25 protein-coding genes are annotated in these 23,998 nt (G+C 67.1%); 11 read left to right on the top strand and 14 right to left on the bottom strand.

Features of this window, described 5'->3' with window-relative positions:
* The first annotated feature begins 41 nt into the window (after positions 1-41).
* Positions 42-1,601 (top strand): S1C family serine protease, encoded by a 1,560-nt coding sequence (locus AC1DX5_RS22890; protein WP_478017531.1) that lies wholly within the window; start codon positions 42-44, stop codon positions 1,599-1,601.
* Here the strand turns inward: AC1DX5_RS22890 and AC1DX5_RS22895 are convergent.
* The 5 genes from AC1DX5_RS22895 to AC1DX5_RS22915 form a co-directional block, all read right to left on the bottom strand.
* Positions 1,598-2,479, bottom strand: coding sequence for a lysostaphin resistance A-like protein (locus AC1DX5_RS22895; protein ID WP_478017533.1), 882 nt, complete (start codon positions 2,477-2,479; stop codon positions 1,598-1,600). The two genes, AC1DX5_RS22890 and AC1DX5_RS22895, sit on opposite strands and share 4 nt — an antisense overlap.
* A 56-nt stretch (positions 2,480-2,535) precedes the next feature.
* Positions 2,536-3,006, bottom strand: coding sequence for a DUF1203 domain-containing protein (locus AC1DX5_RS22900; protein ID WP_465172188.1), 471 nt, complete (start codon positions 3,004-3,006; stop codon positions 2,536-2,538).
* Positions 3,003-4,040 carry a bifunctional DNA-binding transcriptional regulator/O6-methylguanine-DNA methyltransferase Ada gene (gene ada, locus AC1DX5_RS22905; RefSeq protein WP_465172187.1) on the bottom strand — a complete coding sequence of 346 codons (1,038 nt, stop codon included), beginning with the start codon at positions 4,038-4,040 and terminating at the stop codon, positions 3,003-3,005. The genes AC1DX5_RS22900 and ada overlap by 4 nt, the downstream gene beginning before the upstream one ends.
* A 57-nt stretch (positions 4,041-4,097) precedes the next feature.
* Complete coding sequence (locus tag AC1DX5_RS22910; protein WP_478017535.1) at positions 4,098-4,763, bottom strand: hypothetical protein; 666 nt, start codon at positions 4,761-4,763, stop codon at positions 4,098-4,100.
* 92 nt (positions 4,764-4,855) lie between these two features.
* Complete coding sequence (locus AC1DX5_RS22915; protein WP_478017537.1) at positions 4,856-6,625, bottom strand: methyl-accepting chemotaxis protein; 1,770 nt, start codon at positions 6,623-6,625, stop codon at positions 4,856-4,858.
* Positions 6,626-6,910: 285 nt separating this feature from the next.
* Here AC1DX5_RS22915 and AC1DX5_RS22920 point away from each other — a divergent pair, with 285 nt between their 5' ends.
* From AC1DX5_RS22920 to AC1DX5_RS22940, 5 genes are all read left to right on the top strand, one after another.
* Positions 6,911-7,465 (top strand): F0F1 ATP synthase subunit delta, encoded by a 555-nt coding sequence (locus tag AC1DX5_RS22920; RefSeq protein WP_478017539.1) that lies wholly within the window; start codon positions 6,911-6,913, stop codon positions 7,463-7,465.
* A 29-nt stretch (positions 7,466-7,494) separates the two neighbouring features.
* Positions 7,495-9,024, top strand: coding sequence for a F0F1 ATP synthase subunit alpha (gene atpA / locus AC1DX5_RS22925; protein WP_465172183.1), 1,530 nt, complete (start codon positions 7,495-7,497; stop codon positions 9,022-9,024).
* A gap of 76 nt (positions 9,025-9,100) precedes the next feature.
* Positions 9,101-9,979: a F0F1 ATP synthase subunit gamma gene (locus tag AC1DX5_RS22930; protein WP_465172182.1), complete on the top strand. Its 879-nt coding sequence runs from the start codon at positions 9,101-9,103 to the stop codon at positions 9,977-9,979.
* Positions 9,980-10,003: 24 nt separating this feature from the next.
* Positions 10,004-11,539 carry a F0F1 ATP synthase subunit beta gene (atpD, locus tag AC1DX5_RS22935; protein ID WP_465172181.1) on the top strand — a complete coding sequence of 512 codons (1,536 nt, stop codon included), beginning with the start codon at positions 10,004-10,006 and terminating at the stop codon, positions 11,537-11,539.
* Between the two features lie 132 nt (positions 11,540-11,671).
* Positions 11,672-11,923, top strand: coding sequence for an ATP synthase F1 subunit epsilon (locus AC1DX5_RS22940; protein WP_465172180.1), 252 nt, complete (start codon positions 11,672-11,674; stop codon positions 11,921-11,923).
* On the opposite strand, the gene AC1DX5_RS22945 is transcribed toward AC1DX5_RS22940, so the two are convergent.
* Positions 11,924-12,382, bottom strand: a complete 459-nt coding sequence (locus tag AC1DX5_RS22945) for a DUF6265 family protein (RefSeq protein ID WP_478017541.1) — start codon at positions 12,380-12,382, stop codon at positions 11,924-11,926.
* Positions 12,383-12,542: 160 nt separating this feature from the next.
* Between AC1DX5_RS22945 and AC1DX5_RS22950 the strand changes: the two genes are divergently transcribed.
* Both AC1DX5_RS22950 and AC1DX5_RS22955 read left to right on the top strand, forming a co-directional pair.
* A complete protein-coding gene (locus AC1DX5_RS22950) occupies positions 12,543-14,060 on the top strand; it encodes a CpaF family protein (protein WP_465172178.1) in 1,518 nt (505 codons plus the stop codon).
* 38 nt (positions 14,061-14,098) lie between these two features.
* Positions 14,099-15,265 (top strand): aspartyl protease family protein, encoded by a 1,167-nt coding sequence (locus tag AC1DX5_RS22955; RefSeq protein WP_478017569.1) that lies wholly within the window; start codon positions 14,099-14,101, stop codon positions 15,263-15,265.
* A 158-nt stretch (positions 15,266-15,423) separates the two neighbouring features.
* Here the strand turns inward: AC1DX5_RS22955 and AC1DX5_RS22960 are convergent, their stop codons facing one another.
* The gene (locus AC1DX5_RS22960; RefSeq protein ID WP_465172176.1) at positions 15,424-15,609 is read right to left on the bottom strand and encodes a hypothetical protein; all 186 of its coding nucleotides are present in this window, start codon (positions 15,607-15,609) and stop codon (positions 15,424-15,426) included.
* A gap of 9 nt (positions 15,610-15,618) precedes the next feature.
* Positions 15,619-16,173, bottom strand: a complete 555-nt coding sequence (gene phaR, locus AC1DX5_RS22965; protein ID WP_465173878.1) for a polyhydroxyalkanoate synthesis repressor PhaR — start codon at positions 16,171-16,173, stop codon at positions 15,619-15,621.
* A gap of 95 nt (positions 16,174-16,268) precedes the next feature.
* Between phaR and AC1DX5_RS22970 the strand changes: the two genes are divergently transcribed.
* Together AC1DX5_RS22970 and AC1DX5_RS22975 are read left to right on the top strand one after the other, a co-directional pair.
* Complete coding sequence (locus AC1DX5_RS22970; RefSeq protein WP_465172175.1) at positions 16,269-17,273, top strand: alpha/beta hydrolase; 1,005 nt, start codon at positions 16,269-16,271, stop codon at positions 17,271-17,273.
* Positions 17,274-17,308: 35 nt separating this feature from the next.
* The gene (locus tag AC1DX5_RS22975) at positions 17,309-18,481 is read left to right on the top strand and encodes an acetyl-CoA C-acetyltransferase (protein WP_478017544.1); all 1,173 of its coding nucleotides are present in this window, start codon (positions 17,309-17,311) and stop codon (positions 18,479-18,481) included.
* A 30-nt stretch (positions 18,482-18,511) separates the two neighbouring features.
* On the opposite strand, the gene alr is transcribed toward AC1DX5_RS22975, so the two are convergent.
* The 4 genes from alr to AC1DX5_RS22995 all read right to left on the bottom strand — a co-directional run bounded on the left by alr (position 18,512) and on the right by AC1DX5_RS22995 (position 21,917).
* Positions 18,512-19,534, bottom strand: coding sequence for an alanine racemase (gene alr, locus AC1DX5_RS22980; protein WP_478017546.1), 1,023 nt, complete (start codon positions 19,532-19,534; stop codon positions 18,512-18,514).
* 105 nt (positions 19,535-19,639) lie between these two features.
* Positions 19,640-19,972: a type II toxin-antitoxin system RelE/ParE family toxin gene (locus tag AC1DX5_RS22985; RefSeq protein WP_478017548.1), complete on the bottom strand. Its 333-nt coding sequence runs from the start codon at positions 19,970-19,972 to the stop codon at positions 19,640-19,642.
* Positions 19,921-20,190: a CopG family ribbon-helix-helix protein gene (locus AC1DX5_RS22990; protein ID WP_465175917.1), complete on the bottom strand. Its 270-nt coding sequence runs from the start codon at positions 20,188-20,190 to the stop codon at positions 19,921-19,923. Before AC1DX5_RS22990 ends, AC1DX5_RS22985 begins: the two co-directional genes overlap by 52 nt.
* A 104-nt stretch (positions 20,191-20,294) precedes the next feature.
* A complete protein-coding gene (locus AC1DX5_RS22995; RefSeq protein WP_465175916.1) occupies positions 20,295-21,917 on the bottom strand; it encodes an MFS transporter in 1,623 nt (540 codons plus the stop codon).
* A gap of 561 nt (positions 21,918-22,478) precedes the next feature.
* Here AC1DX5_RS22995 and AC1DX5_RS23000 point away from each other — a divergent pair.
* On the top strand, positions 22,479-23,063 hold the full coding sequence (locus AC1DX5_RS23000) for an HD domain-containing protein (protein WP_478017551.1): 585 nt from the start codon (positions 22,479-22,481) through the stop codon (positions 23,061-23,063).
* A 22-nt stretch (positions 23,064-23,085) separates the two neighbouring features.
* Here AC1DX5_RS23000 and AC1DX5_RS23005 read toward each other — a convergent pair whose 3' ends face one another.
* Together AC1DX5_RS23005 and AC1DX5_RS23010 are read right to left on the bottom strand one after the other, a co-directional pair.
* Positions 23,086-23,451: a DUF6768 family protein gene (locus AC1DX5_RS23005; protein ID WP_465175914.1), complete on the bottom strand. Its 366-nt coding sequence runs from the start codon at positions 23,449-23,451 to the stop codon at positions 23,086-23,088.
* A complete protein-coding gene (locus tag AC1DX5_RS23010; protein WP_465175913.1) occupies positions 23,451-23,996 on the bottom strand; it encodes an RNA polymerase sigma factor in 546 nt (181 codons plus the stop codon). The genes AC1DX5_RS23005 and AC1DX5_RS23010 overlap by 1 nt, the downstream gene beginning before the upstream one ends.
* Positions 23,997-23,998 lie beyond the last annotated feature (2 nt).

A 23,998-nucleotide genomic window follows, 5' to 3' on the forward strand; every position in this document is an offset into this window, starting at 1 on the left:
CGTCCGCCGCGCGTGTTTTCCCTGTCCCCCGGCGCCGGTTGATGTCAGAATCGCCGGCGATGCCGATCGCCCTTTTGCCCGCCGCACTGCGCCGTACCCTTTGCGGCGCGCTTGCGCTGCTCATCGCCCTTGCCGGAGCCCCCGCGCATGCCGACGACATCTCCGCCACCGGGCGCGGGGTGGTGCGGATCGTCACCATCGCGGTGGTCGATGACGAAGTGGTGGGCTTCGGCCATGGCAGCGGCTTTGCGATCACGCCCAACCGGATCGTGACCAATGCCCATGTCGTCGATCTGGCCAAGCGCTATCCCGACAATGTGGTGGTCGGCGTGGTGCCCTCGGAGGGCGCCAAGAGCTATGAGGGCAAGGTCATCGCGATCGATGCCGCGCGCGATCTCGCGCTGATCGAGTTCACCGGCACGCGGCTGCCGACGGTCGCGCTCTATAGCGGGCCGGTCGAGGAAGGCGCGCCGGTCACTGCGCTCGGCTATCCCGGCAATGTCGATCTCGCGACGGCGCGCTCGGCGGTCGATTATATCCATCCCTTGTCGCCGATCCGGTCCGAAGGCGTGTTCTCGGGCCGGCGCGTCATGTCGGGCGTCGACGTGCTGCTCCACACCGCGAACATCGCGCGGGGCAATTCGGGCGGGCCTTTGCTCGATCCGTGCGGGCGGGTGATCGGGGTGAATTCGTCCTTCGCCAAGGGCGAGGAAGGCGATTCGAGCTTCGGCTTCGCCATCGCCGATTCGGAGGTGGCGGCGTTCCTGCGCGAGGCCGGGCAGGACTATCCCGCGGTCGGCACGCCCTGCACCTCGATTCTCGACCGGGTGAAACAGGACAGCGAGGCCGATGCGCGCGCCAGTGCCGAAGCCGATGCGGCAACGCGCGAGGCCGCCGCCCAGGCCGCCGTCGCGCGCGAGCAGGCGCTGGGCAATGCGCGCGTCGCGGCCGAGCGGAATCGCGAGAACATCATGGCGCTGGCCGCCGTGCTGCTGGTCGCGGGCGCGCTCGCGATCGGCGGAGGCGGGTTGCTCGAGGTGCGGCGCAAACGGCGCGAAGCGATCTGGGCTGCTTCGGCCGGCGGGGTGCTGATGCTCGCGTCGGCGGTGGTGTTCTTCACCCGGCCGAGCGGCGAGGTTACGCTGCCGCCCGATGTCGCGCCGACCCAGGCGCCGGCGGTGTCCTCCACTGCCCCGCTGGGCAAGATGGTGTGCACCGTGGTGCCGGATCGCAGCCGGATCGTCTCCTCCTCGATCGACGACCTGACGATCGACTGGGGCAGCGCGGGCTGCATGAACGGGCGCACTCAATATGCCGAAAATGGCAGCAAATGGGACCGCATCCTGGTGCCTGACGAGGAACAGACCGTCTCCATCCTGCAGTTCGACCCGGCGGCGCGAGTCTATTCCAGCCAGCGCTATTTCCTGACCGCGGCGCAGATGGACTCGCTCCGGAAGATCAGGTCGCAGGTGACGATCAAGGCCTGCACCCCGGACGAGGCGGGGCGGGCCAATCTGGCGACTCAGCAGCGCGCGATCCGCACGCTGCTGCCGCCCTATCCCAACGAGAAGATCGTCTATTCCTGCAAGTCCGCCGGTTAGGGCTTCCTCATCCAGAAGGGCGGCACGATCCGGTCGCGGCGATAGGCGAGCACGAGCAGCGCCACGCCAAAGGCAGTGCAGACGATAACCGCCGGCAGCGACGCCTCGGCGCCGAAGGACCCGCCGGTCAGCAGGTCCGAGCCGCTGATGCGCGGGATCAGGATGCCATCCTGCCTGAAGCCCGAAACGGCGATGCCGTAGATCCCGCCCTGCGAGAGGTTCCACGCCGCATGCAATCCGATCGCCGCCCATAGCCGGCGCGTCACCATATAGAGCGCGGCAAGCATGACGCCCGCCTCAAGCGCGATGGCGGAGCCCGCCAGCAACGACGCATTGGGATTGCCGAGATGCAGCGCACCAAACAGCGCGGCGGACAGGATCAGCGCGATCCAGCTGCCCAGCCAGGATTCGAGCAGCCGGAAGAAGATACCGCGCAGCATGATCTCCTCGGTCACGCCCGAGGTGATCGAAATGGCGAGCACCGGCAGCAGCACCGCCGCGGGGTGCTGGCCGATCACTTCATAGCCGCCGGCCGCCGCGATGATGCCCACCACCACCGAGAAGAGCAGGAAACCGCCGAGCAGGCCGGCGCCGAGTTCCTTCGCCCAGCCGTTCAGCGCGAATTCGGCGACGACCGGCCGGCGTTCGACCAGCCGCACGAACGCGCAGTAGAAAGCGATGAAGATCGCCGCGACGAGGATCGCGACGAGCACCGCAAGCAAATCATTCTTGGCGTGCGGGATGGCGCGGCTGACCAGGGTTGCGGTCATGCCCGCCCCGATCATGAAGGCGATGCCGATGACCAGCAGCGCCAGCGGAAAATGCACGATGCGCCACACCAGGCTGTTCGGCGGCGTGACGGGCCTGATCGGTTCCATGAGTTCCCCCCTCGATGATCGAGGGAGCCTAACGGGCATCGCCGCCCGACGCAAAATCAGGTGCGGTCGATCCTGGCGGCAAAGCAGCCGCGCTTCGCATTGTGCGCGTGCAGCCAGGCGACCGCCGGATCAGCGAAGAACCGGTCGATCAGCGCCGGCAGGTCGCGCCCTTCTATGAGGTCGGCGTCGGTCATCATGCCGGTCGCATCATAGGCGCGGACCGACAAAGTGCGGATCGCGAGCTGTTCGGGCACTTCGTTCTCGAAGCGCGCCGCCTCGGTTGCCCCGTCGCGCACGAAGATCGCGTGGCGCTGGCGATAAGGCGAGGCGACCGGCAGATGCTCATAGTTGAGCAGCAGCACATGCTCCCCCGGCACCGCATCCTCGAGCGAGACGCGGCAGGGAAAGCCGGGCTTCGCATCGACCGGCAAGCGCACCATGCCGAGACCGGCAAGCTCCGCATCGCTGAAGCCGTACAGCGGCACGAACGGCGCCGGATCGAGCCCGGTGATGGCGAAGCCGTTCATGCCGCGCCCTCCCGCTTGAGCAGCACGGTCTTGCGGTCGAGGCCGTACGCATAGCCGCCGAGCGTCCCGTCGCTGCGCTGGGCGCGGTGGCACGGGATGACCACCGCGACCTGGTTCTGGCCGCACGCGGTGCCCGCCGCGCGGACTGCCTTTGGATTGCCGGCGATCGCAGCAAGTTCGCTATAGCTGCGCGTCTCCCCGGCCGGGATGGCGCGGAGCGCCTGCCACACCGCTTCCTGAAAGGCGGTGCCCTGCACGTCGAGCGGCAGGTCCTGGTGACGATCGGGCGATTCGACGCTCGCCACCACACGCGCCGCCAGATCGGCCAGCGCCGCGCCGCCGGGCACGATCTCGGCGTTGGGGAAACGCGCCCTCAGCGCGTCCTCGCCCTCCTCGAACGACACGCGGCACAGGCCCTTGTCGGTCGCGGCGACGAGCATCGGGCCGAGGCTGGTATCGGCAATGGTCCAGCGGATCGTCACCCCTGCCCCGCCCTTGCGCCAGGCGCTCGGCGTCATGCCAAGGCGCTTGGCGCCGCCTTCGTAGAAGCGGCTGGGCGCCGAATAGCCGGCCTCGTAAATCGCCTGGGTGACGCTGTCCTCGTCGATCAGTGCCTTGGCGGCGCGCTGCGCCTTGAGGCCGCGCGCATAAGCCGCGGGAGTCACCCCGGTCGCGCGCTTGAACAGGCGGTGGAAATGATGCGGGGCATAGCCGACCCGCGCGGCGAGCTCCTCGAGCCCGATGCCGTCCTCGTCCGCCTCGATCAGCGCGACCGCCCGCGCCACCGCGACGCGGTCGCGGCCGACCTCGTCGGGCGTGCAGCGCAGGCAGGCGCGGAACCCCGCCGCCCGTGCCTCGGCCCCGTCGCGGTAGAACAGGACATTCTCGCGCTTCGGGTGCCGCGCCGGGCAGCTCGGCTTGCAATAGATGCCGGTCGAGGTGACCGCACCGACGAAACGGCCGTCATAGGCCCGGTCGCGCCGTTCGAAGGCGGCCCAGGCGATATCGGCGTCGATGGCGAGTGGCTCTGTCATGATGCCGATATAGGCGCCGCCGATGCCCGCCACATCCCGAGGCTTGCGCTCAAAGCATCAGGCCGGCGGGGTTGCCTTGATCGTCAGCGCAACCGCCTTCGCCTCGCGCAGCAGCGCCGCGATACCGGCGTCATCGGCCTTGGTGCCATAGCGATTCACCACGACCACCCGGTTGCCGATGCTGGTGATGCAGGTTCCGACCGCCTGGAGATAGCTGATCCCGTTCCCCGTGACCTTGGTGGTGCCGCCCAGATAGGCGCAGACATCGTCCCGCCCGAGCGGTTTGATATCGCCGGCGAATTGCGGCTTGCCCGGAATGGCCTTGCCCGCATCTTCGGACACCTTCCTGTCGAATTCGTCCGACTGCAGCATCTTGAGGGTCTCGGGCTTGTCGAACTCGGCGCCGAGCGACGCGAGCAATTGCGGCCGATCGACGGCCGCTGCCAGCGCCGCCGTTGGCGTCTTGATCAGAGTATAGTCGTTGGCGCCCGTGCCGATCGTGACGCCGCACTGGACCAGGGTCAGATCCGTGACGCTGTTGGGGTCGGCCGCCGCGATCATCTGCGCGATATCGATCTGCACGCCTTGCGGCAGGCAATAGCCCTTGGGCAGCGGCAGGGAGAAGTCGACGCCACCGACCCGAAACCCGGCGGGCGCCGCCGTATCGGCGGCGCTGACGGACGACGTGGCAAGCGCGGCGGCAAGCAGGAACAGGGCTTTCATCGTCATCCTTGTCTTGGTGCGAGCTGGTGCCGGCACCCTATCCATCGCAGCGATGCCGAAAAGCCCCGATCGAGAATAATCGGCAGCGCGCCTCACGCCACCCGTACATCGTCGATCAGGCGACTGATCCGGCTGCGCAGCGTCTCGACGCCGCCGGCGACGGCTTCCGCGGTGTGCGCTACCTTCTCGGCGCTGCGCCGCGAGCGTTCGGCGCGTTCGTACAGGAGCTGCATGTTGGTCGCCGCATCGGCGGTGCCGCCTTCCACCTCGGCGATGGCGGCGGCGATGCGGCGGGTCATGTCGCGCTGCTGTTCGACCGCGCCGGCGACATTGGCGGCCGAGCGATCGAGATCGGCGGCGAGCGAATCGACTGACTGGATCGTCTCCAGCACCGTATCGCTCGCGCGGGAGACCGCGGCGAGGCGCGATTCGATCCGGCCCGCCGCTGCCTGACTCTGGCGCGCCAGCAGCTTCACCTCGTCGGCGACCACCGCGAAGCCGCGACCGGCATCGCCGGCGCGCGCCGCCTCGATCGTCGCGTTGAGCGCGAGCAGATTGGTCTGCCCGGCGATTTCGGAGATGAGGTCGAGCACGCCGGCGATCTCGCCAACCAGGACGCCAAGCGATTCGGCATGCGCGCGACCTTCCAGCGTGCGCGCCCGCACATGCGCCGCACCCGTCTTGGATTCATAAGCTTCGTCGCTGATGCGCTCGATTGCGCCGGCGAGCGCCGCACCGGACTGGGCGATGGTGCGGGCGCTCGACGCACTCTGCTTGGCCAGCGCCGCGGTCGCGAGCGCATGGTGCTCGGTCGTCCCCGCTTCGCCGGACATGGCGTTCGCCGTCTCGCGCAGGGCGGGGCCGGCCGAGATGAGATCGTGCACGACAAGGCCCGCCTCGCGCTCGAACACCGCGAACAGCGCATCGAGATCGGCCGCGCGTTTCGCCCGCGCTTCATGCTCGGTGACCTGGCGGCGGTGCAGCGCCTCGTTCGCACGGTGCGATTCCTCGCTGAGCCGCCGGGCATCGCCTGAGCGCTTGCGGGCAAAAGCCAGCGCGCGGGCGATCTCGCCGATCTCGTCGGTGCGGTCGAGGCCGGGGATCGGCGTGTCGTCGCGCTCGAGCGTGATGCCGCCGGTCGCGACCGCGATCTCGGCGAGCGGCTGTTCGATCCGCAACGCCAGCATGCGCATGCCCCACCAGCCGATCAGCGCGGCAAGCAGAGTCACGAACGCGACCATGAGATAGGTCGTCGCAAAGCCTCGTTCGAGTGCGGTCCGCTCGCGCGCGGCATCCGCCCGAAGATCATCGATCAGCCCGTTGCTGGCGACCGTCAGCGGATCGATCGCGGCATAGAGCGCGCCGCTGACGAAGAAATCGAGCTGGTCGACGCGGTGGCTGCGGAGCAGATCGAGCAGGCGCTCGATCGCGGCATCGGCATCCCGGCGCGCAACGGCGACCTGCGCGACGGCGGCACCGCGACGGTCATCGAGTGCCTGCCTCGAAAAGGAGCGCCAGTTGCTGCGGATGGTAGCGCGCGCTTCCTCGATCGCGCTGATCGCGCTGTCGGCCGAGAGATTGCCGCTCTGCACCTTTTGCGCGGTGAGCAGGGCGGCGACATAGCTGTCATTGACGCGCTGGAGCTCACCGATCGGATCGAGCCGGTCGAGCACGAGCGACCGCACGCCGTGGCTGGTGCTGAACGTGGTGCCGATGAGCGCGATGGCCAGCAGCGCCTGGATGCCGAGCAGGCTCCAGACGATACGGCGAAGCTGGGAGCGGATGCTGCCGCCACCGACATCCCACCGCGCGGCGATTTGCTTGAAAGCGGAAAGGGCGGCGGCGATGTCTGGGCGAGGCATGGCCCCGGCTATGGGGGCAAGACCCAAACGCATGGTTAACTGGTTGTTGCGGTTATGTGAAATTGGGGAAAAATCGTGACGTGCAGGAAATCGTGCCCGCACGGGCAATGGCGCGCACGATGAAACGGCACCTATATTATATAGCGAGGCTCAAGGGGGCAGGTCGGACTCGGGTTGCATCCCGCGTAACCCGATGCTAACCGCGCGGCGACCCATCAGGGGGGCCGATTCCGGCCTCCCTTTTCGTATGGGTCGCAAACAGTTCCAAACGAGGATTTCGATCGCGTGGAGACATCCGGCGGTATTCAAGCAAGCTTAAGCGGTCGCTATGCCACCGCGCTGTTCGAGCTTGCCCGCGATTCAAAGACGATCGACGCAGTCGAGGCGAGCCTGGGCAATGTGCGCGCCGCGCTGGAGCAGTCGGACGAGTTCGCCCGGCTGGTCGCCAGCCCGCTGGTGAGCCGCCAGGACGCCGCCAGGGCCGTTGCCGCCACGGCGACCGCGCTGGGCGTCGATGGCACCACGAGGAATTTCCTCGGCGTGCTCGCCGACAATCGCCGTCTGGCGCAGCTGCCCGCGATCATCCGCGCGTTCCGCATGCTTGCCGCCAACCATCGCGGTGAGACCACGGCCGAAGTGACCTCGGCGCATCCGCTTTCCGACGCCCAGATCGATGCGCTGAAGCAGCAGCTTCGCACCCGCATCGGCCGCGACGTCGCGGTCGACCTGTCGGTCGATCCCGCCCTGCTTGGCGGGCTGGTCGTGAAGATCGGCTCGCAGATGATCGATAGCTCGATCAAGACCCGTCTCAACACTCTCGCGCACGCAATGAAAGGCTGACAGCTCTTAGCTGTTGGGAAAGGCTGACAATGGATATCCGCGCCGCTGAAATCTCGAAGGTCATCAAGGACCAGATCGCTTCGTTCGGTACCGAGGCCCAGGTCTCCGAAACCGGCCAGGTGCTGTCGGTCGGCGACGGCATCGCGCGCATTCACGGGCTGGACAATGTCCAGGCCGGCGAGATGGTCGAATTCTCGAACGGCGTGCAGGGCATGGCGCTCAACCTCGAGGCCGACAATGTCGGCGTCGTGATCTTCGGGTCCGACTCGGAGATCAAGGAAGGCGACGTCGTCAAGCGGACCGGCACGATCGTGGACGTTCCGATCGGCAAGGGCCTGCTCGGCCGCGTGGTCGATGGCCTCGGCAACCCGATCGACGGCAAGGGCCCGATCGTTTCCGACCAGCGCAGCCGCGTCGAAGTGAAGGCGCCGGGCATCATCCCGCGCACCTCGGTGCATGAGCCCGTCCAGACCGGCCTGAAGGCGATCGACGCCCTCGTCCCCGTCGGCCGTGGCCAGCGCGAGCTGATCATCGGCGATCGCCAGACCGGCAAGTCCGCCGTCGCGATCGACACCTTCATCAACCAGAAGAACGACCACGCCGGCGACGACGAGTCGAAGAAGCTCTATTGCATCTATGTCGCGGTCGGCCAGAAGCGCTCGACCGTCGCGCAGCTCGTCCGCACGCTGACCGAGAATGGCGCGATGGACTATTCCATCGTCGTCGCCGCGACCGCGTCCGACCCTGCCCCGCTGCAGTTCCTCGCGCCCTATACCGGCACCGCGATGGGCGAGTATTTCCGTGACAACGGCATGCACGCGCTGATCGTGTTCGACGATCTGTCGAAGCAGGCCGTCGCGTACCGCCAGATGTCGCTGCTGCTGCGCCGCCCGCCGGGCCGCGAAGCCTATCCCGGCGACGTGTTCTATCTCCACTCGCGCCTGCTCGAGCGCGCCGCGAAGATGAACAAGGACAATGGCTCGGGCTCGCTGACCGCGCTGCCGATCATCGAGACCCAGGCCGGCGACGTGTCGGCGTACATCCCAACCAACGTGATCTCGATCACCGACGGCCAGATCTTCCTCGAAACCGACCTGTTCTTCGCCGGCATCCGCCCCGCGATCAACGTCGGCCTGTCGGTCAGCCGCGTCGGTTCCGCCGCGCAGACCAAGGCGATGAAGAAGGTCTCGGGCTCGATCAAGCTGGAGCTGGCGCAGTATCGCGAGATGGCCGCCTTCGCTCAGTTCGGTTCGGACCTCGACGCCTCGACCCAGAAGCTGCTCAACCGCGGCGCGCGCCTGACCGAGCTGCTCAAGCAGCCCCAGTTCAGCCCGCTGCCCTTCGAGGAGCAGACGGCGTCGATCTTCGCCGGCACCCAGGGTTATCTGGATACCGTCGCGGTGCAGGACGTGGTGCGTTACGAAGCCGCGATGCTCGCCGATCTGCGCGCGAACCATGCCGATGTGCTCGGCCTGATCCGCGACACCAAGGATCTGGGTGACGAAGCCAAGGGCAAGCTCAAGGCTGCGCTCGACGCGTTCGCGAAGACGTTTGCGTAATCACTAACTTGTGTCCCCGCGAAGGCGGGGACCCAGTCTGGGCTCCCGCCCTTGCGGGAGCACAAGAAGGACCAAGATGGCATCTCTGAAGGCCCTCAAGATCCGCATCGGCTCGGTGAAGTCGACGCAGAAGATCACCAAGGCGATGAAGATGGTCGCCGCCGCGAAGCTGCGCCGTGCGCAGGAAGCGGCCGTCGCCGGCCGCCCTTATGCCGAGCGGCTGGAAAAGGTGATGGCGAGTCTCGCCGCCAAGGTGAGCGTCAGCGAATCCTCTCCGAAGCTGCTCGCCGGCACCGGCAAGGACCAGGTCCATCTGCTGATCGTCGCGACCAGCGAGCGTGGCCTGGCAGGCGCGTTCAACACCAACATCGTCCGTGCGGCCCGCCGCAAGATCGAGGAACTGGTCGCCGCCGGCAAGACGGTGAAGATCTACATCGCCGGCAAGAAGGGCCGCGTGCTGAAGCGCTTCTACCCGAACCTGGTCGTTGCCGATCATGAGATGGGCCATATCAAGCGGGTCGCGTTCGCCGATGCCCGTGCAGTGGCCGATGACGTGATCGCGCGCTTCGAGGCGGGCGAGTTCGATGTCGCTCACCTGTTCTACGCCCGCTTCCAGTCGGCGCTGGTGCAGGAGCCGATCGGCCGCCAGATCATCCCGGTCGCGATTGACGTCAATGCGGCCCCGGTCGACGATGGCGGTGCCGCGGTCGAGTACGAACCCGACGAGGAATCGATCCTGGCCGACCTGCTGCCGCGCAACGTCGCGATCCAGGTGTTCCGCGCGCTGCTCGAGAACGCCGCGTCGGAGCAGGGCAGCCGCATGACCGCGATGGACAATGCCACGCGCAATGCCGGCGACATGATCAACAAGCTCACGATCCAGTACAACCGCACCCGCCAGGCCGCGATCACCACGGAACTGGTCGAAATCATCTCTGGCGCCGAAGCGCTCTAAGCAGTTCGAAGCAAGGAAAGAACGATGGCAACCGCAGCCCCGACCACCGAGAAGCCTGCCCGCAAGCCGCGCGCGACCAAGGCAGCCGCTCCCGAGACCACGGCCACCGCGCCGGTCGCGACGACCAACAATGTCGGCCGCATCAGCCAGGTCATCGGCGCCGTCGTCGACGTCGCCTTCCCGCAGGGCAGCCTGCCGGCGATCCTTTCGGCGCTCGAGACCGACAATAACGGCAACCGCCTCGTGCTCGAAGTCGCGCAGCATCTCGGCGAGAACACCGTCCGCACCATCGCGATGGACGCGACCGAGGGCCTGACCCGCGGCCAGACCGTCACCGATACCGGTTCGCAGATCCGCGTGCCGGTCGGCCCGAAAACGCTCGGCCGCATCCTCAACGTCATCGGCGAGCCGATCGACGAGCGTGGCCCGGTCGGCCACACCGAGACGGCCCCGATCCACGCATCGGCACCTTTGTTCGTCGACCAGTCGACCGAGAGCGCCATTCTGGTCACCGGCATCAAGGTCATCGACCTGCTCGCCCCGTACGCGAAGGGCGGCAAGATCGGCCTGTTCGGCGGCGCCGGCGTGGGCAAGACCGTGCTGATCCAGGAACTGATCAACAACATCGCCAAGGGGCACGGCGGCACCTCGGTGTTCGCCGGCGTCGGCGAGCGTACCCGTGAGGGCAACGATCTGTACCACGAGTTCCTCGACGCAGGCGTCATCGCCAAGGATGCCGACGGCAATCCGCAGTCCGAGGGTTCGAAGGTCGCGCTGGTCTATGGCCAGATGAACGAGCCGCCGGGCGCCCGCGCGCGCGTCGCGCTGTCGGGCCTGACGATCGCCGAATATTTCCGCGACGTCGAAGGCCAGGACGTGCTGTTCTTCGTCGACAACATCTTCCGCTTCACTCAGGCGGGTTCGGAAGTGTCGGCGCTGCTCGGCCGCATTCCGTCGGCCGTGGGCTATCAGCCGACCCTGTCGACCGACATGGGCGCGCTGCAGGAGCGCATCACCTCGACCAACAAGGGTTCGATCACCTCGGTGCAGGCGATCTACGTGCCTGCCGACGATCTTACCGATCCGGCGCCGGCAACGTCCTTCGCTCACTTGGACGCGACGACCGTGCTCAACCGCGCGATCTCGGAGCTGGGCATCTACCCGGCGGTCGATCCGCTCGACTCCACCTCGCGCGTGCTCGAGCCGCGCGTCGTCGGCCAGGAGCATTACGAGACTGCCCGCGCCGTCCAGTCGACGCTGCAGAAGTACAAGTCGCTGCAGGACATCATCGCCATTCTCGGCATGGACGAGCTGTCGGAAGACGATCGCCTGACCGTGTCGCGTGCGCGCAAGATCCAGCGCTTCCTGTCGCAGCCGTTCCACGTCGCCGAGGTGTTCACCGGCATCCCGGGCAAGTTCGTGCAGCTCGAGGACACGGTGAAGAGCTTCAAGGCCGTGGTCGACGGTGAATATGATCACCTGCCCGAGAGCGCATTCTACATGGTCGGCGGCATCGAAGAAGCGATCGCCAAGGCCGAGAAGATGGCGCAGGACGCGTAAGACTTCCTCCCCTCCCGCTCGCGGGAGGGGACCGAGGGTTGGGCGCCCGGCCTAAGCTGGACGCACCGCCCGTGATTGACCGGGTGCCCACCCCCAACCCCTCCCGCAAGCGGGAGGGGAGTGAGAAACGAAATGCTGCACTTCGAACTCGTCACTCCCGAAAAGCTCGTCCGCTCCGAGGACGTGTACATGGTCGTCGTCCCCGGTTCCGAGGGCGATTTCGGTGTGCTCGAAGGCCATGCGCCCGTCATGTCGACGATCCGCGACGGCGCGCTGTCGATCTATCGCACCGAAAAGGGCGAGCCCGAGACGATTGCGATCGAAGGCGGCTTTGCGGAGGTCAGCTCGGCCGGCCTGACCGTGCTCGCCGAGCGCGCCGAATAACTAGCGCATTGCGCTGAAGTGCCAGCGCATCGGCTTGCTGCCGTCCAGCATTGAAATCTCCGCGTTGAGCGTGGCGCCGTCCCGCCAATAGCGGATGCGCTGCGGGTAATCATGCGCCGGATTGGCGAACACCATCTCGCTCGCGGTGCGGGAGGCGAGCGGGAACGCGACGCGTTGCCCGCCCTGAGGTGAAGCCCAGAACACTGGCTTGCCCGCCGCGTCGGGCAGGATCTGGGTCGCCTCCCAGGATCGGAGCCGTTCCCCCACCCCGCTTCGCCCCGAACCAAGCATCATGCCGGCGCGGGGCGCGGTCCAGCATTCCTCCGTCCATGCCTGCCCTTCCTGCTGAATCCAGCAGCCGGCGAGCCAGGCCGGCAGGCCATCCGGATCCGGCGCTCGGGCCGACGCATTGCCCGCGCCCAGGGCCAGCAGACACATCAATGGCGTTATGCGGCGCATCCCCGTCCCTCCGAGTCCATCCATGACATAGCAGCCTGGCTCGGTTCTGGCTCGTACCTCCTCAAGAGCGGCGGAGCAGGCGCGGCGACACCCAATGTGGTTAGTCAATTATCAAGCCTTGGGCGCTAGGCCCGTCCCCGACCATGAGGAATCTATCGGCATGAGTGCATTTGGACGTCGTCCCGGGTTAGCCAATGGACCCGGAAGCCGTCCGGCATTCGGTGTCGCGCGCCCGATGCAGGGCGCCGCGGTGCCGCGCGAGGTGGACAGCGGCGGCGAGCAATTCCCGCCGATCCCGAAAATGCCGCTGCCGGGCAGCAATGACGGCGGCAACCCCGCTAACGCGGAAGCGCTGGCGCGGCTGGCCGATCGGCAAAATGCCTCGGGCGAGGCCGGCAGCAGCAAGGTCGAGGGCTTCGAAGCCTCGGTCCACAAGATCAAGGAACAGGTCCTTCCCCGCCTGCTCGAGCGAGTCGATCCCGAAGCCGCCGCTACCTTGAACAAGGACGAGCTGGCCGAGGAATTCCGCCCGATCATCGGCGAAGTGCTTGCCGAGCTGAAGCTGACGCTCAACCGCCGCGAGCAGTTCGCGCTGGAAAAGGTGCTGGTCGACGAACTGCTCGGCCTTGGCCCGCTCGAGGAATTGCTGGCCGATCCGAACGTGTCGGACATCATGGTCAACGGCCCCGAACAGACCTTTGTCGAACGCAAGGGCAAGCTGGAGCTGGCGCATATCCAGTTCCGCGACGAGGAGCATCTGTTCCAGATCGCGCAGCGCATCTGCAACTCGGTCGGCCGCCGCGTCGACCAGACCACCCCGCTCGCCGACGCCCGCCTAAAGGACGGATCCCGCGTCAACGTGATCGTGCCGCCGCTGAGCCTGCGCGGCACCGCGATCTCGATTCGTAAATTCTCCGCCAAGCCGATCACGCTCGACATGATGGCGGGCTTCGGATCGATGAGCCCGAAAATGGCGACCGCGCTGAAGATCGCCGGCGCGTGCCGCTTCAACGTGGTGATCTCCGGCGGTACCGGTTCGGGCAAGACCACGATGCTCAACGCCCTGTCGAAGATGATCGACCCAGGCGAGCGCGTGCTGACGATCGAGGACGCGGCCGAACTCCGACTGCAGCAGCCGCACTGGCTGCCGCTGGAAACCCGCCCGGCCAACCTGGAGGGCCAGGGCGAGATCAGCATCCGCGATCTCGTGAAGAACGCCCTGCGTATGCGCCCCGACCGCATCATCCTCGGCGAAATCCGCGGCAGCGAGTGTTTCGACATGCTCGCCGCCATGAACACCGGTCATGACGGCTCGATGTGCACGCTCCACGCCAACTCCCCGCGCGAGGCGCTCGCCCGTATGGAGAACATGGTGATGATGTCGGACATCAAGGTGCCGAAGGAGGCGATCAGCCGCCAGATCGCCGATTCGGTCGAGATGATCATCCAGGTGAAGCGCCTGCGCGACGGCTCGCGCCGCGTGACCAACGTGACCGAAGTGATCGGCATGGAAGGCCCGGTGATCGTCACCCAGGAGCTGTTCAAGTTCGAATATCTCGACGAGAGCGCCGACGGGAAGATCATCGGCGAATATCGCTCGATGGGGCTGCGCCCCTACACGCTGGAAAAGGCACGGCAGTTCGGCTTCGACCAGGCCTATCTCGAGGCATGTCTCTGACGCCTTCCGACTCCGGCTGAGCGCGGACCTTGGCTATCATGGGACCGATGCGCATCCTGGCCGGTCTCCTCCTGTCCTTCCTGGCGATGCCCGCGGTCGCGCAGCAGCCCGTACCAGCGCCTGTGTTCGCGCTTGCCAGCGACACCGAGGCGCGGTGGGTGCCGTTCGAGCTGACGCCGCAGGACCAGATCCGCTTCACGCTGGAGCTCGACGGCAGGCCGGTGACGGCGATGCTCGATACCGCCGTCAGCGTCACCACCATCTCGCGGGCCTATGCGCGCCGCATGAAGCTGAGGACCCGGGGCGAGCGCAGCGCCGCCGCGATCGGCGGCGCGGTGGGGATCGAATGGGCCGATGCCGCGTCGGTCACGCTGGGCGGGCTGCGCCGCACTGGCGGCAAGGTGGCGGTGCTCGACCTGGTTCAGGCGGCGACCGGTGGCGAGCCGGTCGAGATGCTGGCGGGCATCGACCTGGTCGGTGGTTATGCGCTCGACCTGGACTATCCGGGAAGGCGGTTCCGGCTGCTGCAATCGGGCCGCATGCCCTTTCCCGGGGCGACCGCACCGCTGCGCGCGGGTACGGACCTGAGCTTCTACCTCACCGAGATGGAGCTTCACGGTGTCCGCGTGCGGCCGCTGGTGATCGACACCGGGGACGGCGGCGCGATCACCGTCTCGGGCGATGCCTGGCGGCCGCATGGCGCGCTGGCGCCGCTCGTCACCACGACGATGAGCCATGGACTCGCCGGCCCGGTCGTCACTGACCTGACGATATTGCCCGAGCTGACGCTGGGGGCGCTCGCCGCGCGGCACGTCGCGATGAATGTCGAGCGGCCGGGTGGCTATTCGAGCCGCACGGGAGTCGCGGGGCGGATCGGGTCGGGCTTTCTCAAGCGCTATCATGTGCTGCTCGATCCCGGCGCCGGTCACATGATCCTGAGCCCGGGGCCCGAGGCGGACATGCCGTCCGTGCGATCGACCAGCGGATTGCTGGTCGAGGCACAGGGCGCGGCACTGGTCGTGCTGCATGTGATGAAGGGCGGCCCGGGCGAGGTGGCCGGCTGGCGCGCGGGAGAGCGGATCTGCTCGGTCGACGGCATCTCGCCGCCGGCGAGCGACTGGCCGGCGGGAGAAGCGGGACGGACGGTGACGCTGGGGCTGTGCGACGGGCGCGAGCGGCGGCTGACGCTGGCCGCCTTCTACTGACTCCCCCTCCCGTTCGTCCCGAGTAGCCATCGAGCTTGTCGAGAGGGCATATCGAGGGACAGGCGTTGCGCGCTCCACCTGTACCTCGATACGAGATCTCGATACGGCTTCGCCTACTCGATCTCTACTCGGCACGAACTGTTTGGGGTGGTTCCAGCTCAGCTATTGGCGGCGATGCTGGCCAGAATGGCGGTGACGATCAGCGCCAGAACCTGGACGGTCGGCCAGTCGACCAGCCCGATCGAATCGAGATTGGCGCGCCGGCTGCGCCGCCGGTCACCAACGCCAGCGACGATCGCCAGAGCGAGCGTACCGCCCGCGCCGATCCAGAACGGCATCGCCATCGACCGGAATCAGTCGCCGAGCTTCTCGATCTTTTCGTGAAGCCGGGTGAGCTCGGCTTTGAGCGCTGCGATCTCTTCGTCCTTGGTCGCCGCCGGTGCGGGGGTCTCGCCGGGCTTCGCACCGGGCTTGAACGCCTGGGTGGCGGCCTCGAACACCGCCATGTTGCGCTTGGCCAGTTCGGCGAAGGGCGAGTTGGCGAACGCACCCTCGACCGCCGACTTGAACTGTTCCTGGTTGCGGCGGAAACTGTCCATCGATGCCTCGAGGTAACCAGGCACCATCTGCTGCATCGAATCGCCGTACATCGCGATGAGCTGACGCAGGAAGTTTACCGGGAGCATGGTCTGCCCACGCGATTCCTCCTCCATGATGATCTGGGTGAGGATGTTGTGCGTGATGTCTTCTTCGCTCTTCGCGTCGACCACCTTGAAGTCGCGGCCTTCGCGAGTCATCGCGGCGAGGTGCTCAAGCGTGATGTAGGACGAAGTCTCGGTGTTGTAGAGACGACGGTTAGCGTACTTCTTGATAATCACCGGGCCGTCGCCCGCATTCTGCTTCTTCATAAAAGAAGGCTCCCGACCCTGTGTTTGATCCATCTGTATCACCCTTTCATACTGCACCGCAACACGGTCCGCGCCCGCTTCCGTTGTTCCTGGACATGTTGCGCAACGAGACCGCACCATCACCTGAACGGCGCGCCGCGGCGCTGGCGGGATTGCGCGCCTATCAGGACGCGCCGCGCGGCCGCGCGCGCCGGCCCGCACCGGCGCGATTCCGCAAGGGACGCGCGCGACTGCGCGATTACGGCGCGAAGGACAGCAAAGGGCGCGCGGTGATCCTTGTCCCCTCGCTGATCAACCCTCCCTTCATCCTCGACCTGATGCCCGGGAATTCGTTAATGAAATGGCTCGCTGCCGAGGGATTCCGGCCGTTTCTGCTCGACTGGGGCAGCCCGACGCCGGCCGAGCGCGGCATGGACGTGACCGCCCATGTCGAACGATTGCTGCTGCCGCTGATCGCCAAATTCGAGCAGCCGCCGGTGCTGGCCGGGTATTGTCTGGGCGGGACGATCGCGATGGCGGCCGCGTGCGCGGTGCCGGTCGCGGGGCTGGCGATGATCGCCGCGCCCTGGCGCTTTTCGGGCTTCGGCGCTGCAGCACGGGCGGATATCGCCGCGCTCTGGCAAGCGGCGCAGCCGGCCTGCGAGACGATGGGGCTGGTGCCGATGGAAGTGCTGCAGAGCGGGTTCTGGCGACTCGACCCGGCGCGCACCATCGCCAAGTACGAGGCCTTTGCCGCGATGGAGCCCGGCAGCGCCGCAGCGCGGTCCTTCGTCGCGATGGAGGATTGGGCGAATGCGGGCGCCCCCCTGCCCTATGCCGCCGGGCGGCAGATGTTCGACGACTTCATCGACGCGGATTTGCCCGGCACCGGCCGCTGGAGAGTCGGCGGCGGCATCGCCGATCCGGCGCGGCTGACGTGCCCGGCGGTCGATTTCGTGTCGATGACTGACCGGATCGTGCCCGCCCGGAGCGCGGCGGACCTGCCCGACCGTCGCGACCTGGGCGCGGGCCATGTCGGCATGATCGTCGGGCGCGGCGGGCGATCCCAGCTCTGGGAGCCCCTTGCGGACTGGCTAAGCGCGATCCCCGGCACTAGATAGCCGCCAAACATCTCTTCCACTGGAGTCCCCACATCATGCAGGACATCGTCATCACCGCCGCCAAGCGTACGCCGGTCGGCAGCTTCCTCGGCGCCTTCGCGGCGACTCCGGCGCATGAGCTTGGCCGCATCGCGATCGAGGCAGCACTGGCGCAGGCGGGGGTCGAGGCGGGCGACGTGTCCGAAGTGATCCTGGGCCAGGTGCTGACCGCCGCGCAGGGCCAGAACCCGGCGCGCCAGGCGTCGATGGCGGCGGGCGTGCCCAAGGAAATCCCGGCCTGGGGCGTCAACCAGGTCTGCGGATCGGGCCTGCGCGCGGTCGCGCTGGCGGCGCAGGCGATCCAGACCGGCGATTCGACGATCGTCGTCGCGGGCGGACAGGAATCCATGTCGCTCTCGACCCACGCGCAGAACCTGCGCGGCGGGACCAAGATGGGCAATCTCGCGCTGGTCGACACGATGATCAGCGACGGCCTGACCGACGCCTTCAACAATTATCACATGGGCATCACCGCCGAGAACCTCGCCGAGCAATATCAGGTGACGCGCGAGATGCAGGACGTGTTCGCGACCCGCTCGCAGAATCTCGCCGATGCCGCGCGCTCCTCGGGCCGGTTCAGGGACGAGATCGTGCCGGTGACGATCAAGGGCCGCAAGGGCGACACGATCGTGGCGGACGACGAATATATCCGCGCCGGCGTGACGCTGGAGAGCCTGTCGGGCCTGCGCCCGGCGTTCAAGAAGGACGGCACGGTGACCGCCGCCAACGCCTCGGGCCTGAACGACGGCGCCGCGGCCTTGGTGCTAATGACGCGCGAGGAAGCCGAGAAGCGCGGCTCCACCATCCTGGCGCGGATCGCGAGCTGGGCCTCGGCCGGCGTCGACCCGTCGATCATGGGCATCGGCCCGGTGCCGGCGACTCGCCGCGCGCTGGAAAAAGCCGGCTGGAGCATCGCCGATCTCGACCTGATCGAGGCGAACGAGGCTTTCGCGGCGCAGGCGCTGTCGGTCGGCAAGGAGCTCGGCTGGGATGCCGAGAAGGTCAACGTCAATGGCGGCGCGATCGCGATCGGCCACCCGATCGGCGCGAGCGGCGCGCGCGTGCTGACCACCCTGCTCTACGAGATGGCGAAGCGCGATGCGAAGAAGGGCCTCGCCACGCTGTGCATCGGCGGCGGCATGGGCATCGCCATGTGCGTGGAGCGGTAACCTGTCTCCCCTCCCGCGCGCGGGAGGGGGTCAGTCACTCCAGACGCGGTCGAAGCGGTCGCCCAGGCTGGTGAGCAGTTCGTACTGCGACATGCCCGAGCGCGCGGAGGCTTCAGGCAAGGCATAGTCGAGCGCAAGCCAGTCGCCCTCGGCGAGATCGGGCGCGGCGGTGACGTCGATCGCGATAAGGTCCATCGAGACCCGGCCGAGCAGCGGCAGCGACTGCCCGTCGACCCGCGCGGAACCCGTATTGGAGAAGCCACGGAAATAGCCGTCGGCATAGCCCAGATTGAGGATCGCGACCTCGGTTGGCGCGGGCGCGGTCCAGGTCGCGTTATAGCCGATGGTCTGGCCCGCGGGCACGGTGCGCCGCTGGAGGATCTGCGCCTCGGGCGTGACGACCTGGCGGATCGCGCCGAGTTCGCCGCGCGGGATGCCGCCGTACAGAGCGAGGCCGGGGCGCGTGAGATCGAAGGCATAATCGGACCCGAGACCGATGCCCGCGGAATTGGCGAGGCTCATCCGCCTGGCGCCCGTCCGGCCGGCAAGCGGGGCGAACGTCGCCAGCTGGCGCGCGTTCATCGCCGCATCCTCGTCGGCGCAGGCGAGGTGGCTCATCAGCGTCTCGATGACGAGCCCCTCGAGCAACGGCAGATCGTCGACCGCCAGGCCGAGCCGGTTCATGCCGGTGTCGATCATCACGTCGCAGGCGCCGCCCCCCGCCGCGTTCCAGCGCGCCACCTGCCGCGCCGAGTTGAGCGCCGGGCGGGCGATGCCGGTGAGCGCCAGCGCCATATCCTCCTCGCGCACGCCGTGCAGCACGGTGACCGGCAGGCCCAGCGGCGCGAGCGCCGCTGCCTCGGCCCAGGTGGCGACGAAGAAGTCGCGGCAGCCCGCCGCGGCAAGGCGCGTCGCGACCTCCACCGCGCCGAGACCATAGCCATTGGCCTTGATCGCCGCGCCGCAGGCCGCGGGGCCGCTCATCGCGGCCAGGGTGCGCCAATTGTCGACAAGGGCGGCACCATCGAGGCGGAGACGTAGGGGAGCGCTCATCAGGAGCCGGTTAGCGGGGCGGCTCGCGCTATGCTAGGCCGATCAAGGTTCGAAAGCGGTTCGGGAGCCGCCAGCCGGCCACGCGCGCTTTGCGGCGATGAAATACTATTCCGCGCCACGATCCTCCCGGCTGTGCCACAATCGCAGGATGAAGATGACAGCATCGGCAATCTCATAGCGCATTTCATAGTGCCCCACGATGATGCGACGGACCTCACGAGGTGCATACGCATCCAGTCTCTCCCCGATCCGGGGAAACTCGGCAAGGCGATCCGGGGCATGCGCGAGTTGCTGGACGACCCGGGCTGCCGCATCCGGAGCGACCGGCTCAAGAAAAGCGTGCAAGCGAACGAGATCGGCCGACGCCCTGCCCGTCCAGACAATCCTCACGCTGCCGGTGGCGGCAGCGGTCGATCGGTCGACAGGCTGTCCGCCCATGCCTGGATGCTTTGATGGTCGATCACCCGCCCCGCATCGACATCGGCGAGCGCGGCCAGCGTCATCCTGTGGCGCTCCTCCTCCTGGTCGACCCAGGCGGCGATTGCTTGCTTGACGATCCAACCTCGCGACCGATCCAGTCGCGACGCCATGACATCCACCTTGTCCGCCAGATACAGCGGCACATGCGCGGTCAGGACGCGGGTTTCGGCCGTCATTTCAATCACTCCAAATCAACCTGATTAAAATATAATCGGTCGGCCGATTTTGCAATCTGGCCGAGGCATTTGTCGAGCGACCGGGATGCCGTCCGCCAGGTGATCTAATCCGCGCTCGCCGTGCCCGGCTTGGTCTCGTGCAGGCCGACCGCCGTCACGACGAACGCCATCGCGACGACCGCGAAAGTGTACCACAGGCCGGCATAGGGATCGCCGGTCCGCGCGACGATATACTGGCCGATGAACGGCAGGAACCCGCCGAAATAGCCGGTGCCGATGTGATAGGGGATCGACATCGAGCTGTAGCGGATGCGCGGCGGGAACATCTCGGCGAGCAGCGCGGCGACCGGGCCATAGGTCATGCCCGACAGCGCCCCCATCACGATGATGGCGAGCATGATGATGAGGATGCCGCGGAAGCCGGGCACGACCTTGTCTAGATTATAGCCGGCAGCGGCGAGCGCGGCGTCGAGCCCGGCCGGGCTGGTGTCGGCGATCGGCACCTGGCCGATGGTGACGAGCGTCACCGGCGTCTTGCCCTTGGTATAGGTGACGCCCTTTTTGGAGAAATAGTCGAGCAGTTCGCCGCAGCGATCGACCTGCTTCGCGGCGAAAGGATTGTAATCGCAGATGGGGCCGGAAACGACCACGGGCGCGCGGCGTGCGGCGCGGGCGAGATCGGGGTTGGCGGCGCCGCCGAGCATCCAGAACAGCGGGAAGATCAGCACCAGGGTCATCGCATAGCCGAGGATGATCGGCGTCTTGCGCCCGACCCTGTCGGACAGGCGGCCGAAATAGATGAACCAGAACAGGCTGAGCGACGCGCCGAAGCCGACGATGAGCTGCGCGGTGGTCGCCTCGACGCGCATCGTCGTCTGGAGGAAGGAGAGCACGGTGAAGGTCGCGGTGTACCAGATCACGGTCAGGCCGGCGGAGATGCCGAACAGGGCGACGAACAGGCGGCGGAGATTGCCGGGATAGGTGAAGCTTTCGGTGAAGGGGTTCTTCGCGGTCTCGCCCGCGTTCTTCATCGCCTTGAACACCGGGCTCTCGTTGAGCTTCAGCCGCATCCATAGCGACACGGCGAGCAGCAGCAGCGAGAAGACGAAGGGGAAGCGCCAGCCCCAGCTGTCCCAGATCGCGACCGGCATCAGCCATTTCGAGAGCAGCACGACGACCAGGCTGAGAATGAAGCCGCCGACCACGCTGGCCTGGATGAAGCTGGTGAAATAGCCGCTCTGCCCCTTGCCGCTATGTTCCGCGACATAGATCGCGGCGCCGCCATATTCGCCGCCCAGCGCCAGGCCCTGCAGGATGCGCAGGAAGATGACGATGAACGGCGCGGCGAGCCCGATCGACGCGGCCGAGGGCACCAGGCCGACGCCGGCGGTGGCGACGCCCATCAGCGTGATGGTGACGAGGAACGTGTATTTGCGCCCCCATTTGTCGCCGAGGAAGCCGAACAGGATCGCGCCGAGCGGGCGGAAGCCGAAGCCGACCGCGAACACCGCCCAGGCGGCGAGCGTCTGCACCAGCTCGTTGCCGGCGGGGAAAAAGACCCGGCCGATGATGCCGGACGCGGCGAGCGTGCCGTAGATGAAGAAATCATACCATTCGAAGATCGTGCCGAGCGACGACGCGGTGATGACGAGCTGGATGTCCTTCCGGCTCGGCTCTGGCGTCGCGGCGGGTTCGGGCGCCAGGTCAGTGGGCGCGATCGTGGCCATGCTTGCTTCTCCCCTTGAGAGAGAGGTTTAGCGGGATTGGGGCGGGCGGCAAGATGAATGGGCGCAGAGGTTGGCGATCGTTTCCGCCTGAGTCGGCAGGCGGGTCCGATCGGGGCGAAGGGCACGCCTTCCGAGGGCCGGAAATTCGCTGTTCCGGGCCGGTAAACAGGGAAATAACAGGGAATTTCTTTTTTTCGGGACTTTGCGGGTGATCTTGGCCATCTTTTCCGGAGCGATATCAGCATCTTGCTGACCCATTCCCTGTTATCCCGGAACAGGGAATGTCGGGCGCGGAACAGCGAATTCGCGGCGACCGGTCGCCGCCAGAACGCGGCAAGGGCCAGCGGCGGCGAGCAGACGGACGCCTGCGCGATCGGGATCATCCTGGGCAATGCCATGGCGCGACGATAGCCACATCGTGCCGAGGATTGAATCAAGCGCCCGGGGGGCGGTGCGACCAGCCAACGGTACGCCGTGGAGCGAAACAGGCCTGGCACCGAACGCAATCGACCCACCCCGTCCAGGCTTGCTATCCAGGGCACCGCCATTCGGGAGTCCGGGATGTTGAGCGCCCCCCTGCTGCAAGAGATACGAGACCTGCATTCGGGGCCGGATCGCGGCTATCATGGCTGGAGCCACCCGCTCGCGCTGCTCGCGCTCCATGCCGAGGTCGAGACCATGCTGCATGACGCCGAGGCGGTGCGCTGCGCGATCCTGCTGCACGATGCGATCTACGAACCGCGACGGAAGGACAATGAAAGCCGCAGCGCCGCGCTGGCGGCGGAGATGTTGGCGGGCGTCGTGCCCGAACCGACGCTTGGCCGGACGCTGCGCCTGATCGAGGCGACCGCGCATCATGCGATTCCGGCGGGCCTCCCCGCCGACGAGGTGGCTGACATGGCGATGTTCCTCGACATGGACCTGTCGATCCTCGGCGCGGCGCCGGAGGTTTTCGACGCCTATGAAGCGGGCGTGCGGCACGAGTATCGCGAGGTGCCGGAGGCAGCGTTTCGGGCTGGACGGGCGGCTATCCTGGAAGGATTCCTGGCCCGCGATTTTCTCTATTTCTCCGATTGGGGTCGGGCCAGTTTCGAGCGGGCCGCGCGCACCAATCTGAAGGCATCGATCGCGAAACTCGGCAAGTAGCCGTCGATCCGCTTCGGTCGATTCAACCCCGGCTGCGCGCGAGCTGAAGCTCGATTCGCTTCAGCTCGCGCTTCAACTGGTTGAAGTGCATTCGCGGCCAGATCGACATCTTGATCATCAGCGACGTCAGCACCAGCACGCCCGCAGGCAAGCCCCAACGCAGCGCGGTCAGTGCGTCGCGCGCCTCGAAGAAGCGCCAGGCCGCCCAGGCACCGGCAAGGAACGTCAACAACTGAGCCCCCACCATGACGGCGGTGACCCATCCGGTCGGGCCAGCGAAGAGTCCCAGCGCCTGCCGGAAAAAGCCCGGCTCCTCGCCAATACTGCGAAGCAGTTCGCGCTCCTCCGCATCGAGCGCCTCGCCGATCATCGCGTCGATATCGCGCATCACTCATCTCCTTCCAGCACCGCGCGCAACTTGCGGCGGGCGTGCATGAGGCGGGTCTTGACCGTGCCCGTCGGAACGTCGAGCGCGACCGCCACTTCGGCGACGCTCATTTCTTCGAAATGGAAAAGCGCGATCGCTGCCCGTTGCTCGGCGGGCAGAGTCTGGATCGCGGCCCGAAGGCGTTGGGTGGCGTCGAGGCGGTCGAACGCCGGATCAGCCCGTTGCACGGACGGTTCGGCAGCCAGTGCCGTTTCGAGTCCGCGCTCGCGCCGGGCATCGCGGATCGCCGCCGCGCATTTGCGCGAGACGATGCGATAGGCCCATGCCGGGAACGCCCGATCGTCGCGTAGCCCGCCAAGCCCTCTCGCAATGTCGATCCATGCTTCCTGTGCGATATCCCGCGCGCGGTCGCCCCGGCCCATCAATCGCGCGGCGTGCGCCACGAGCCGTGGATGCCAGCATTCGATGAGCAGCCGCGAGGCACGCTCATCGCCGGCACGTGTCGCTGCCACGAGATAGGCGTCGAAGACTCGCTCACGCCGCACGA

This window comes from Sphingomonas sp. P2_B6 (genome assembly GCF_056404755.1).